Source organism: Bacillus siamensis, assembly GCF_051628075.1.
In the GTDB taxonomy this organism is placed as follows: Bacteria; Bacillota; Bacilli; order Bacillales; family Bacillaceae; genus Bacillus; species Bacillus siamensis.
The window spans coordinates 2,325,087-2,338,499 of record NZ_CP155579.1; the positions used below are offsets into that span (position 1 = coordinate 2,325,087).

The window sequence follows — 13,413 nt, forward strand, 5'->3', positions numbered from 1 at the left end:
GGTTTCCTCCATTACGCTAATCCCTGTAAAAACCGATCGTTCTTTTTACAGCGGTTTCTATGCTTATTTCGTTTTTCTCCAATTCATCAAGCAGGCGCTCATAAGTCTCAAGCGGGGACGTATCAGTCTCGTAAGTCTCCCGGTGCCTTATATGCTGCGCACTGTGCGGTATCCAGCAATGTGTTTTCGCAAAAGGATAGACGGGCAGGCTGACTTTTTTTGGCCTTTCGTCCGGATATAATTTATTCCAGTCGACATGTAAACCTTGCACCCATAATTTTGCAAGCATTGCATACTTTCCTGCTTCAATCCATTGATCTACGGTCCCGCTCATTTCTGCGTTGTCCGTCATCTCTGTAAACAGCTGTTTCATCGCTTTGTTCCGGCCTGTAAAGAAATTCTGCCCCGTCTCCTTGCCGCTGAGGAAATCATTCAGCGCGTTCGTAAGCTCTTCTTTTGTTTCAGCAATGACGGCAAGGCGCTCTTCCATTTCATCCCGGCCAAGCTGAAGCGTATAAGCGATACCCGCAAGAGCTCCGTCAGCTGAATGTGACTTTTCCAAATATCTGCGCAGCTGTTCCGCACGTTCCTTCAGCTGTTCCGCACGTTCCTTCAGCTGTTCCGCCGTCTTTGCCGAGAGAATGAATAAGGACGGCTGAAGTTCACCGGCCGTCCATTGTTTCTCTTCAACAGGAGAAACATATTCTTCGAGCACGACATGAGCGTTGACACCGCCAAATCCGAACGAGCTGACACCCGCTCTCCGCGGCAGTTCATTTCCGCTATCATCTGTCGCCGCTTTCCACGGCTGAGTGTCGCGGACGAAATAAAACGGGCTGCCGTCGAGGCTGATATACGGATTAACGGTTTCACAATGCAGACTTTTAACGAGCGTTTTGTGCTGCATCTGCAAAATAATTTTTAAAAGACCGGCCATGCCGGCGGCAAGCTCTGTGTGGCCGATATTCGTTTTGACGGAACCGAGGCCGCAATGGGGCTGATCGGGTGCCGTTACTCCGGCTTTCTGATAAAGCGCTGCAAAAGCCGCTTTGAGTCCGTTGATTTCTATCGGATCTCCGAGCGCCGTTCCCGTGCCGTGGGCTTCAATATAACTCACTGTACGGGGGTCGATGTTCGCTTGCTGATAAGCTTTTATCATGACTTCTGTCTGTGCTTTCGGATTCGGCGATGTAAGGGAAGCCGCCCTTCCGCCATGATTTTCCGACGTTCCGCGAATAACGGCATAAATACGGTCGCCGTCACGTTCCGCATCGGATAATGTTTTCAAAACAATCATGCCGGCCCCTTCAGCTCTGACATACCCGTCCGCTTGATCGGAAAATGTTTTGCAGCGCCCGTCTTCACTGAGCATTCCCGCTTTATTAAAGCTGATATGCATATCCGGCGACACAATAGCATTGACGCCTCCTGCAATCGCGATGCTGCAGTCTCCGGCCTGAATTGCCCTGACCGCACGGTGAACAGCGACCAATGAGCTTGAACAGGCGGTTTCAATCGGTTCGCTCGGCCCATGTATATTCAGAAAATAGCTCATGCGGTTCGGACCGATTGACGGAACCGTTCCGGCGGCGGAAGAACCCTCAATCTCTATATGGAACTTTGAAGCTTCCTGAGCGTAACCGCTGTTTGTCGTGCCTGCAAAAATGCCTGTATTTGTACCTGACAGGCTTTTGGCAGAGCAGCCGGCATCTTCAATCGCTTTCCATACATGCATCATTAAAAGTCTTTGCTGAGGATCCATCATTTCGGCTTCATGCGGAGAAATACCGAAAAATAAAGGATCAAATTGAGCGGTTTCATCAATGAAGCCGCCCCACTTTACATTGCTCGCATTTTTATCTTTCTGCGGATCTCCGTAATACTGTCTCCAGTCCCAGCGCTCCGGCGGTATTTCAGAAATGCAGTCCTTTTCTCCGGCTAAATTCTCCCAAAACATTTCCGGATTTTCAGCCATTGGAAATGCACAGCTGATTCCGATTATCGCCACGGGCTCTTCAGGTGCAGCTGCGGTTTTTGTTTTAGGAAGGCGGGACGGAATCGAGAATGGCTCCGTCTTCATTTTTTTACGCACAACCGGTTTCTCCGTTTCTGTTTCTGCCTGTGAGCCGAATGTATTCGGATGTTCCGCCAGCAAGTATTGGGCAAAACGAAAGACTGTCGGGTATTCAAAAAACACGGCCGGTGTCAGTTCAAGCCCATACATTTTATTTAGTTCATTTGCAAACTGCGTGAATGAAACCGAATCAAAGCCATAATCTCTCATCTCTGATTCAGCATCTATTTCTTCTTCTTTCACCTTCAGAATGCCTGATATCATATGTTTGAGTTCTGCTTGTACTTTATTTGGCAGATGGACGTGCGTCTTCCTTGACACATGAATGCTGCGGGACGGTTCCGGCGCTTCAGGCATCAGGTTTTTTCGAATCCGTTTTTCATCGCCCTCCGCCACCATGACCTGGTGTTCTCCGGAGGCAAAAGCGGCATAAAGCGCTTGGATGCCTGAAGCCGATCGCATGGCTTTCATTCCGGTCTGTTCATACATCAGCCGTTCGGTCTCTTTGTCCACGCGCATACCGCCCTCTTCCCAAAGCGGCCAGTTGACGGACAGGGTCTGCCCGCTCCGCTTGTTGTCCCGCACGAGACGGTTTCGGCGGGCTGCATAAACATCCATAAATGCGTTGGCTGCCGCATAACCGGCCTGCCCCGGATTTCCCATGCCTCCCGCCAAGGAAGAAAACAGAATGAAAAAGTCCAGCCGCACATCTTTCGCTGCTTCATCAAGATTGATAAGCCCTTTCACTTTCGGCGCCATGACGGTCTTCCGTTCATTTTCTGTCTGGTTCAGAATGTAGTTGTCAGCGATCACGCCGGCGCCGTGAATGATCCCGTCGAGCGTTCCGTGCTCCTCCTGTATGCCGCGGACGAGGGCGATGACCGCCGCTCTGTCTGTCACGTCAACCGGTTGATACAATACGCGGGCACCCGACGCTTCCAAGCGCCGTAAGCGGGCGGAGCGGTCTTCATCAAGCGCTTCCGCCCTTCCCGTTAATACGAGGACGGCGTTTTTGACGCGGGAGGCTATTTCTTCAGCGAAAATCAGTCCGATGCCGCCCGCTCCCCCGGTGAGGAGGTAAACCCCTTCGTCTTTCCACGGAACGGCGCCGCTTTGAGAGGCCGGCAGATGACGCCAGTTTCTGACGAGACGTTTGCCGTCTTCATAACGGATTTCCGCTTGTTCAGGATGCACCCGGTTTTCTTTCAGTTTGGCAAGAAGCGATGATGCTGGCTCGTCCGGATCGGCTTGGATGACTTGGCCGTACAGCTTCGGATGTTCAAGGTGAGCCGTTTTCAGAAAAGCGGCCAGCCCCGCCAATACATTGTCTTCCCCCCTGTCGGGGACAAGAAGCTGGATCAGCGTTTTTTTCTTCTGTTTTTCTTTGATAAGACGCGTGACGATCGCTGACAGCTCCGCCGCGCAGGCGTCATAACGGTCTTCAATCGGACCTTCGCCGTCAGCCGCACATACGGCGCCGCTTATGTCCTCCGCATTCATTCCGCCATACAGCGTCACGTATCTGAAAGCTTCTTGTCCGCCTTCACCCGGCGGTTTTTCCTGCCACTTTGGCTGAAGCAAGAGCGGTTTTTCCTCCGTTTCCTCTTCCAGAAAACGGGCGGTGAGTCCCGTCAATCGGACACATACCGCGCCGTTTTCATCACACAGCTCAATATGATAGGCGCCGTCCGCTGAGGAAAGCACCGCCCACATCGTCTCCCGGCACGCAGAAAACACCTGCATATCCTGCAGGGCAAACGGCAGAAACGGCCGTCCGGACGCGGAACCGTCTGAGAGCACGAGACCGATAGAAGCCTGAAGGGCGGCGTCCAGCATGCTCGGATGCAGGATGAACGGCTCCTTTTCTTCACGGGCGGACGGCGGAAGAGTGAGCTTCGCGAGCACTTCTCCGCTCCCGGCATAGACGGCGTCAAGCGCCTGATGAGACGGTCCGTAGGTGATGCCGAGGCTGTCGAATGCTTCATAGCACTCAGCCTTTGACATGCGCCGGCCACAGCAGCGCGCCTGAACCGCTTCCACATCGAGTACAGGAGCACGCTCCGTCTCTTCGAGCACGGCCTTTCCCTGGAAAAAGACAAGCGGCTCTTCCCCTTCGGCATACGCTTCAAAAGCGATGTCTCCGTTTTCTTCCGGCTGAAGCTTTACATGAAGCGTCACTCCTTCAGAAAGCGCCGTCACCGGACGGAGCCAAACGATCTGTTTGAGCCGGACACCCGCTTTCCCGCCCGGCAAGTCTTCGGCGGCAAACATAACGGCGGCCCGGGCCATTTCTAAAGCAGCCGCGCCCGGAAGCACCGGTTTTCCATTGACGATATGATCGGCAAAAAACGGTTCACGCCCTGAAAAAACAGAAGTAAAGCGCTGGGCGGTAAAGGTCGATGTATTCGCATGGAGCAGCGGGTGAAGTCTGGCTGCTTTCTCACTTTCCGCAGAGCCTGTTTTATCAAGTGACACATCAGCTTTTGTGACCCAATATCGGTCTTTGGCAAAAGGGTAGGCCGGGAGACTGATGCGGCCCGGGTTACGCTGATAAAGAGCTGACCAATCGACGTCAAGTCCTTTAACCCAAAGGTCAAGCAGCTTTGCGTATTTCCCTTTTTTCAACCAGGCATTTATGGTAAGCGCCATATCTTCATCAGAAGTAAGCGAAGCCGCCAATGAATGATGTTTGGCTGTCCTGCCCCGCCAGATATGAGCATGTTCGATATTATGATCGTTTGAGAAACTCATAAGCTTCATTTTCAGTTCTTCTATCGACTCGGCCGTAAATGCAAGCCGCTCAGCCATCGGTTCTCTTCCCGCCTGAAGCGTGTAAGCGATCTTGGTCAAATCCCCGTCAGTACGTTTTTTTCTTATGACATCATCCAGAAGCTGGCGGGCGCGCTCTGTCAATTGCTGCTCATTTCGCGCTGATAAAATAATAACAGCCGGTTTTTGCGGAGAAACAGACGCGTTTTCCATTGGTTTCAGGCTGTCAGACGGCACATATTCCTGAATGATGACATGTGCGTTTGAACCTCCTGCTCCAAACGAGGAAATACCGGCAATTCGCGGATATTCCTTCATTTCACCCGTGATATTCAAGACAGGGCGTTTCCATTCCGTTTCTTTTTGCTGTACGAAAAACGGAGTGTGCTCAAACTCAATATTCGGATTCAATTCCGCCGCATGCAATGAAGGGGCAATCCTCTTATGTTTCAATTGCAAAAGCAGTTTGGTGATCCCCGCAATCCCGGCAGCGCTTTCTAAATGTCCGATATTTGATTTAATTGAACCGATGGAACAAAACTGCCTGTCTTCTGTTGTCAGGCGAAAAGCTTTCGTTAACCCGTCGATTTCAATCGGATCACCGAGCGCAGTGCCCGTTCCGTGGGCTTCCAAGTAACTGACCGTTCTCGGGTGAATGTCTGTCCGTTTTAACGTCTCTGCGATCAGATCAAACTGCGCTTTCGGATTCGGCACCATATAAGCGTTTGTCCTGCCTGCTGCGTTCAGCATGCTTCCTTTGATAACACCGTAAATATGATCGCCGTCTTTCTCCGCTTGAGCAAGCGGCTTTAACACAATCGCCCCTACTCCTTCACCGTCAACAAAACCGTCCGCACTGTCTCCGAAAGATTTGCATTTATCACCGGGAGACAGCATTGAAAAAGCAGACAGCCGCTCATAGTGGGCCGGATCAACGATAAGATTGACTCCGCCGGCAATCGCTGTTTCACTCATTCCGCTCCGCAGGCTTTCTGCGGCGAGATGGACAGCTGTTAAAGAAGAAGAGCATGCTGTATCCACAGCCATACTCGGCCCTTGAAAATTGAACAAAAACGATACTCTGTTTGCGATAGACCAGTCGCTGGGAACTGTCGGGTAATTGCTGTTCATCACACCGACAAAGACTCCGATTTTCCGGCTGTCACAAAGCGTGGCCGGGGTGTACCCCGCATCTTCAATGCTTGAATAAGCAGTCTGCAGAAACAACCTTTCCTGCGGATCCATCCTTTCAGCTTCCGCGGGAGATATACGGAAAAACAGCGGATCAAATTTATCAATGTCATCGAGAAAACCGCCCCATTTTGAATAAATGGCCCCCCATTTTCCGCGTTCCTCGTTATAAAACGTTTTCCAGTCCCAGCGATCTTTCGGCACTTCAGTAATAGAATGCCTGCCGGCTTTTACATTTTCCCACAGCTCATCAACGTGATCGGCGCCCGGATACCGGCCTGACAGACCGATGACAGCGATATCCTGGATATAGGGATCTCCGTTTGTCCTGCTGCCTTCCTCGTTTTGAGGAATCTTGTTTTGTTTTACATTCAGGTTATCTGTGTGATCAGACAGCTGCTCCTCACGCACACCCATCGCTTTCATAAATGCTCCCCGCTGAGAAAGAAGCAGGTAATCCGCGATTTCTTCTATCGTCTGATATTCAAAAAAGAGGGTGCTGGTCATTTGGTCAAACACGTTACGAAAGGCATTTGTGAGCGTGACGACCAGAATAGAATCCAAACCGTATGCGGTTAAGGAAACCGACGGATCCATTCTCCCGCTCGGAATCTTCAGCGTTTTTCCTATTAATTCCGTCAGATATGTGATGCCCCGTTCTCTTACGTTTGGAATCGGCGCGGCGCTTTCCGCGGGAGCCTCCACCCGTCCGGCGTTTTCGAAATGAGCCCGTCCATTCCCTAATTGCCGCTCGAGCGCTTCTTTACGGGAAGACAGAAAGTAATCAGCAAGCTCATCAATGGTTTGATATTCAAAAAACAAAGTGCTGCTGACAGAACCGAAGACGTCTTTTAACGCATTGGTCAGTCTGACGACCAGTATGGAATCCAATCCGTATGCGGTTAACGGTTCATGGGATAAAAGACGATGCGCCGGCACTTTAAGCGCTTCACCGATTAACTTCTTCATCAGTTCAACGCTTTTTTCTCTCAAGCTGAAATGCAAGGTATCATCCGAAAGACCATCTGCGTCATACGGACGGCGCTCCGGTTTTTCTTCTGACGCCTGCGGGAGGGCAAGCCTGACCATTCCGTCACTTTCAGCCGCTATAATCTGCTGGCCTAAGTCGTGTGCGGCTTCGGCCGGAAACAGAGGATGGACGAATCCTTCAAGCGAAAGCGCTTCCGTCCAGCCGGCCGGCTCAACCCCCGGACAGCCCGGAATCCGTAAATCATGATCTTCATACAGCCACCAGCCTTCAAGAAGGCCGAACGTCACATGGTTGAATATGGTACGGCTGTTGATCTCATTTATAAACAGCTGGCCGTTTTTCTGCAGCATTGCTTTCGCATGGCGCAGCGTAGAGCGTATATTTTTTGTCGCATGAAGCACATTAGTCGCGATCACTGCGTCATACGTGCCGATGTCCGGCGCTTCTGTTGATACCGGCTGCTCAGCGTTGAATATTTTATAAGTGACATAAGGATATTCCGGACCGAATATGTCTTCTGCATGTAAAAGAAATGCTTTAGAAATATCCGTGAAACAATATTCGGCAATATGCGCTTCATACGGTTTCAATTTTCTCATGACCGCGGCGCTCGTCCCGCCCGTTCCGGCCCCGATTTCTAAAATGCGGATTTTCACCTGCGGGTCTTTTTCCAGACGTTCCCGCAAAACTGCAATCAATGTGTCAGCAAGCTTGTCATTGAAAAAATCAGAAATGATATTATCGCGGTAAATGCCTTCCACAAGACGGAAGGAGGAGTCAGGGAACATCACTTCCGTTGCCGGAAGCTTACCGGTTAAAATGTCTGGAAGCACACGCAATGTCTCTTCTGCCAATCTGACATGCGCCCTCATGTCTTTCTGGCGCAGCCAAGTCTCTTTTTTCCGCTCCCATTCCTCCCACATCTGCCCTAGATCCGTTTTTTCCGGAGCAATCGCTAATTCAGTCAGGAAGACAAAGCTCTCTTTCAGCCATCTGCTGTATTGTTCCGTTATGCCGGCAGCTGATTGAAATAACGGCAAAGTCTCATCAAGCCTTGCGCCCATCTCATAAAGGGTTGATACAAGCATTTTTTTAATGAGGGACTCCATCTCTCTCATGCAGCTCATGACACTTGATGCTTTTAACCGCTCAGCTTCGTTATTCTGCGTGATGTTAACCGCTAATTGTCCGAGTGCGGGAGGAATCTTTTCCGGATAAACCGTTACTTGTTCTTTCAGATCGTCTTTCATAAAAACCGGATCTGTCATTTTGATCAGCGCCAGCTGGTCATGAGGTCCGGAAAGCAGGGTTTCCAGCGTTTTCATCGCTTCGGGCGCCTCAATAGAAGCGATTCCGTCCCGCTCCATCCGTTTCCGGTATTGTTCTGAAGCGACAACGCCGACACTTCCCCAAAAGCCCCAATTGACAACTTTTACAGCATACGGCGCTTTTTGTGAGATCCGCTTAGCAAAAGCGTCTTTAAACGTGCACCCGGCGGCATAATTGCTCTGTCCCGGCGCTTTTTGAAACGACATCATCGAAGAGAAAAACAACAAGAAATCCAGCGGTTCCCCTTCAGCTATCCGGGCAATCTGCAAGCTGACATCAGTTTTTGCAGAAAGTGAAGCGCGGAACTGATCCTCTTCCATATTGGCAAAGCTTCTGTCTGATAACACGATGGCGGAATGAATGATTCCGAGGACCTGTCCATTTTCCTTCACAATGGTGTCATACGCCCGCTTGAGAGAATCATAATCCGCTGCATCCGCGCTGAAATATTGCGGTGCGGGACCTATTGCCGCAAGTCTTTTCAGCTTTCTTTCAATCTGTGTATCTTTTTTCCGTCTCCCGATCCAGACAATTTTCGCCTGATAGGTCTGAATCATATATTCAGTCCATACTTCTCCTATTCCGCCTGCTCCGCCGATAATCACATAAACCCCGCCGTGCCGGTATAACGAAGGCTCATCTGCATGAGGCTGGCAGACGGCCAATTGCTGGCGGTGCCACTGACCTGCACGAAAGACCCACGGATTTCCCTCGGGGTCCGCCGGTAAAGAAAAGACATCAGGAAGATGCCGGTCTCCCCTTTGAGATTCCAAATCAAGAGGCCGGATGCTCCAATTGGTGTATTCTTTTGCGAGCGATCCCGCTAATCCGTGTATGCTTGCATGAAGCGGATTGACCTCATCATGTTCATGAATCGGCTGTGCTTGAAACGTGCAGATTGTCAATGATAGTTGTTCCGTGTCAAAATTCAGAAGCAGAAGCGCTTTTACCAGCCGGAAAAGCTGCATGACCCCGTGCTCCTGTCCGCCGGCCGTATCCGCATCATAAACGGATGGAATGGGATGATCCGGTGCCGCCCATATCATGTGTTGAAAAGAGCCTTGCGCTTTCAGTGTTTCAGCCATTTGTTCCGCGCTGTCCAAAGAAGTGATGTCCGGAAAACGGACATCGGAATACATCTCTTTCAAAGCCTGCTGAAAATCCGGCCCGGCCCCGATGACGATTATTTTTTCTTCACGCATGAAAGACATGCCGGTTTCCGGAATGGTGACGGTGTTCCAAACCGGTGTCATAAGCAATTCCGTTTCACAGCTTTTCTTCGGCGTGACGCCGGCTTTTTGGTTAAACCCGGCGCTTTCCTGCACCTCTTTTATGATAAAATCTTTCACTGCCGCCAACAGCACGCCTCGCTCATCACAAATATGCAGATCAAATTGGTGAACGGAGGCCGCTTTTACTTCCGCATGCACAAATACGGTTTTCGCTAACGGTTCAAGCAGCTGTATTTCTCCGAAGGAAAACGGTACGATAAGCGCAGGCTCTTTTTGAAATTGCAGCACATGCGCCATTGCAGTTTGAACAGCGCCATCCATTAAGGACGGGTGTAGGATGTACTGTTTAAAATCGGCTTCCAAGTGTGACGGGAGCGTTAATTTGGCCAGTGCTTTCCTTTCTGTATAAGAGAATTCGCGGATGACCTGAAAACTGTCCTTTTGCACGATTCCCGCCTCAGAGAACGAGTGATAGATGTCTTTCGGCTCCGTTCTCTGCGTAAATGGCGCCGGGAGCTGAAAGACCGGGGCCTCAAAAGGCGCTCCTTTTTCTTTACAAATCACTTCTCCTTGCGAAAAGAGGGTGCCGGCCGCTCCTTTTTCTTTAATGACATAGCTTATACGCTCTTTTTCTGCTTCAAACTCTACCATGACGGATGTTGGGTCTGTCCCTGTCACAATCGGCTCCATGTACCACACACTTTGAAGAGAGACGACCGGGCGTTCTCCCCACAATCCCGCGCCGTATGCCGCCATTTCCAGATGACAGACTCCGGGAAGCACATATTTTTCGTTCACTAAATGATCTTTAAAGAAATATTCATCCTTGGAAAATATCTTTTGAAACGTCCCTTTCCGGGCGGATGAAACATTCTCATCAAGCAGAGGATGCAGCGCTTCACGCCTTTTGGTCTTTTGGGGCTTTTTTGTATACCGCTTTTTTTGATCGGTCAGCCAGGACGTTTCCTTTAAAAACGGATACGTAGGAAGCGGAACTTTCTGATACGGCGTTTCCGGCTTTTTGCAATCTTGAAAGCCTTTCACCCATAGCGCGGCAAATTTCTCAGGATCTGAAACGGATTGGCCTGAAACGTTCGGCCGCCCAGGTGACGCTTTTCCGAAGTAAATATACCTTCCGTCTTTGTGACCGCTTACAAATCTGTTCAATCGCTGTTTCAGCTCAGAAAGGGATGATGCAATGACAGCAAGCCGGAAGGAGAAAGGCTCTCTGCCTGACAATAGGGTGGCAGCGATATTTTCCAGGCTGTATCCGCCGGCAGAAGGCAGGTTTTCCAATCGGGCAAGAAAAGAGCTTAATTTCCCGGCATATTCTTTCAGCTGCTGTTCGGAATGTGCGCTTAGTACGACCGCATGCGGTTTTTGCTCAGTATTCCCGTCCGCTTGCCGTTTTGGCTGATAAGCACCTACGATCAGATGAGCATTAGAGCCTCCTGCGCCGAATGAACTGATTGCGGCGATTCTCGGTTTATCTCCTTCAGCCGGCCACGGCCGGTTGTTTCGGACGACATAAAATGGCGAATCAGAAAAAGAAATCTTGCGGTTCAGTTCCTCGGAGTTCAGACTGGCGGGAAGCGTTTCATGTTTCATGCTTAAAAGCACCTTGATTAAACCGGCGATCCCTGCAGCCGCTTCCAAATGTCCGATATTGGATTTCACTGAGCCGATTCCGCAGTAATTTTTCTCATCGGTCTGTTTATCAAATGCCATAGACAGACCGCGTATCTCAATCGGATCGCCGAGTGCTGTGCCGGTTCCGTGAGCTTCAATGTAGCTGATATCCGCCGGACTTACCGCGGCTCTGTTTATAGCGGATAAAATCAGGTCCCGGTGCGCTTCCGGATTCGGCACCGTATACCCGGTCGTTTTACCGCCGTGATTAGTGGCGGACCCCTTAATGACACCGTAGATGTGGTCGTTGTCCGCAATCGCTTTTTTCAATGGTTTTAATAAAACGGCTCCCGCGCCTTCGCCGGGCACGTAACCGTCCCCGCCTTCACCGAAACTGCGGCATTTTCCTTCAGAAGACAGGAAATGCGATTGGCTTAAAAACATGTATTTTTGCGGATGTAAGCTGAGGTTGACGCCTCCGGCAAGCGCCATTTCACAGTCGCCCGACATAATGGCCTGACAAGCCTGATGGACTGCGACAAGCGATGAAGAACACGCCGTATCAACAGCGATGCTCGGCCCATGGAGATCAAGGAAATAAGAAACCCGGTTCGGAATGCCCCAATATAAGGAGCCGGGGCCTTTATACTGACCTTTGAGGAAACCTTCTTCGTGTGCAATTAATGAATATTCATTCCAAGTCACTCCGGCGAATACACCGATTTGATCCGTCGGCCTCGCCGCCGGGTTCCCGTAACCGGCATCCTCCATTGCTTCCCAGCAGCACGTGACATACAATTTTTGCTGAGGGTCCATTAAATCAGCTTCCCACGGGGAAACAGAAAAAAACAGCGGGTCAAATTGATCCGGATGATTAATAAAACCTCCCCATTTACTGTATGACGCGTATTCTGCTGTTTTCTCTTCCGAGTAATAAGAGCTGTCCCATCTGTCCTCAGGGATTTCGGAGACACAATCTTTATTTTCCATTAAATTGTTCCAAAAATCATGCTGGTTTTCCGCTTTCGGAAACATCCCGCTCATTCCGATAACCGCAATATCAGAGCTCCTGTCCGTTCCCGGTTCAGGCACCTTTTCAGCCGCCTGTACAGGAAGCAATTCTTCTTCCTGCCGGCTTCCCGTATCAGGCTCCGTTTCTTTGAATTCAAGAACGCTTTCGGGGTTTCGTTTCTGCGCACTTAAAAACTCACTCAATTTCTCAATGTTCGGATATTCAAACAGCAGCGTTTCAGAAAGGCCGGTAAATTCTTTATGCAATATGGTCATGATTTCTTCACTGATGAGAGACGTCACGCCAAGAGTAAAAAAAGCGGTTTTATCTTCTGCTTCGGTCACCTCGGCACCCAGCTTTTGCGCTATTACCGTTCTTAAAAATTCGTTAATACATTTCATGAGGATACCATCCCTTGTACAAAAGAATTTTTCTGTGCTTTAACAAGTTAATCCGCCGTCTATTGCTATTGTCTGTCCGGTCATAAAGGACGATTCAGGAGAAAGCAGGAAACGAACGAGTCCGGTCATATCGTCTGTTTCGCCTAAACGTCCCATCGGCGTCCTTCTGATAATCTGCGATTTTTGTTTTTCCGGCATATTTTTCGTCATATCGGTGTCCACAAAACCGGGCGCAAGTGAATTGACACGGATTCCTTTTGACCCGAGCTCTCTGGCCAGGCTTCGCGTCAAGCCGTCAAGAGCCGCTTTGGATGCGCTGTAGACAGAAGTGCCTTTAAATCCTCTTGAGCCGATAATGGAGCTTATGTTAACGATTGATCCGGAATTTTGTTTCAGCATGACCCGGGAAACATTTCGGGTCAGCTTGATGACTGAACCGATATTCAGATTAAGGATGCGGTCAATGTCTTCATCATTGGTCAGGGGCAGCAGCTGATCAAGGTTCAAACCGGCGTTATTGACCAAGCCGTCTATTCTGGAAAACTTGCGGTATACTTGAAGAACAAACTGTTTCATGGCGGCATCATCCGCCGCATCCGCCGCTTCCCAATAAAAGCGGCCGCGGTACTTTTCACTCTCTCTCAATGTGTTAATAAAATCAGATTCACTGCGGCTGAAAGCGGCTACTTTGTAATCCTCATCCAAAAGCGCCTGTACAATCGATTTTCCGAGTCCCCGGCTTCCTCCGCTGACTACCGCTACTTTTCCGTTATTCATATGTACCT

General features: G+C 50.0%; 2 protein-coding genes. Both read right to left on the reverse strand.

Annotation, left to right across the window (positions count from 1 at the left end; translation table 11 throughout):
* Nucleotides 1-16 precede the first annotated feature (16 nt).
* Complete coding sequence (locus ABDB98_RS11225) at nucleotides 17-12,628, reverse strand: SDR family NAD(P)-dependent oxidoreductase (RefSeq protein ID WP_438420181.1); 12,612 nt, start codon at nucleotides 12,626-12,628, stop codon at nucleotides 17-19.
* A 39-nt stretch (nucleotides 12,629-12,667) separates the two neighbouring features.
* Complete coding sequence (locus ABDB98_RS11230) at nucleotides 12,668-13,405, reverse strand: SDR family oxidoreductase (RefSeq protein WP_438420182.1); 738 nt, start codon at nucleotides 13,403-13,405, stop codon at nucleotides 12,668-12,670.
* Nucleotides 13,406-13,413 lie beyond the last annotated feature (8 nt).

Bases quoted from the DNA above. Each gene is read 5' to 3' on its own strand.
- ABDB98_RS11225 (WP_438420181.1), bottom strand. From the start codon at position 12,628: ATGAAATGTATTAACGAATTTTTAAGAACGGTAATAGCGCAAAAGCTG.
- ABDB98_RS11230 (WP_438420182.1), bottom strand. From the start codon at position 13,405: ATGAATAACGGAAAAGTAGCGGTAGTCAGCGGAGGAAGCCGGGGACTC.